Below are 1,033 nucleotides of genomic sequence, written 5' to 3'. Positions count from 1 at the left end.
GCGGCGGGAGCAGGCCCGCCACAGCAGCCGGCGCTTTCCGATACCGTCGCGACACCGACGGCACTGCACACGCCGGTCTCCGGCAGCACCAGCCGCACCTCGCGGGCCGCGGCATGGTCTCCGGCAATATCGGCCACCACCGAGCGGACCTGCTCGTAGCCGGTCGCCATCAGGAAGGTCGGGGCACGGCCGTAGGATTTCGAGCCGACGATGGTGAAACCGGGTTCGGGATGCGCGAGCTCCGCAATGCCATGCGCGGGAACCGTGCCGCATGAGTGGAAGTTCGGATCGATCAGCGGCGCCAGTGCCGGCGGCGCTTCGACGACGGGATCGAGCGCGATGCGGATTTCGCCGAGGAACGACAGGTCTGGCCTGAAGCCGGTGGTGACGACGATGCGGTCCACGGCCATGCTGAACGGCTTGCCGGCGAGGTGGGCGTCGACGGCAAGCTTCTCGCCTTGCGTCTCGATGCGGTCGACGGCGAAGCCCGTCAGCATGTTCAGCCTGCCGTCCGCCATCGCCTGCCTGGCGGCCAGCCCGAGCGCGCCACGTTCCGGCAACTGGTCGTTCAGCCCGCCGCCGAGCAATCTCTCGATGCTGGCGTGCCGCAGCGCCCAGAAGATTTCGGTGCCAGGCACGCCATCCTGCAACTCCATCAGCGCCAGCGCGACGTTGATGGCCGAGTGCCCGCCGCCGATGACCAGGATGCGCTTGCCCGCATAGTCTTCTCTCGCCTTGCCGACCACGTCGGGAATGCCATAGGCGATGCGTGCCGACGCCTTGCCTTCGCCGGCAACCGGCAGCCCGTCGATGCCGATCGGGTTTGGCCGCCACCATGTTCCGGATGCGTCGATGACGGCGCGTGCGAGAAAGCGGTGCTCACCGCCGCCATCGCGGTAGCGGATGACGAAGGGCGCGTCCTTGCGGCCGTCATTGGCGACCTTGTCGTGCCCCTGACGGGTGATCGCGGTGACCTCGGCGCCGAGCTTCAGATTGGCGGCGATGGCCGGAAGCCGGCCAAGCGGCGCCAGAT

General features: G+C 68.6%; 1 protein-coding gene. It reads right to left on the bottom strand.

Going from position 1 to position 1,033, the window contains the following annotated elements; genetic code table 11:
• On the bottom strand, nt 1–1,033 hold a 1,033-nt coding region (locus tag EOA22_RS34940; protein ID WP_127390681.1), incomplete at both ends, for an FAD-dependent oxidoreductase.

It is taken from the genome of Mesorhizobium sp. M7A.F.Ca.US.014.04.1.1, from assembly GCF_003998745.1.
Taxonomy (GTDB): Bacteria; Pseudomonadota; Alphaproteobacteria; order Rhizobiales; family Rhizobiaceae; genus Mesorhizobium; species Mesorhizobium ciceri.
Note: the sequence above shows the minus strand (reverse complement) of the source record. Positions and strands in the feature narration are given on the sequence as shown.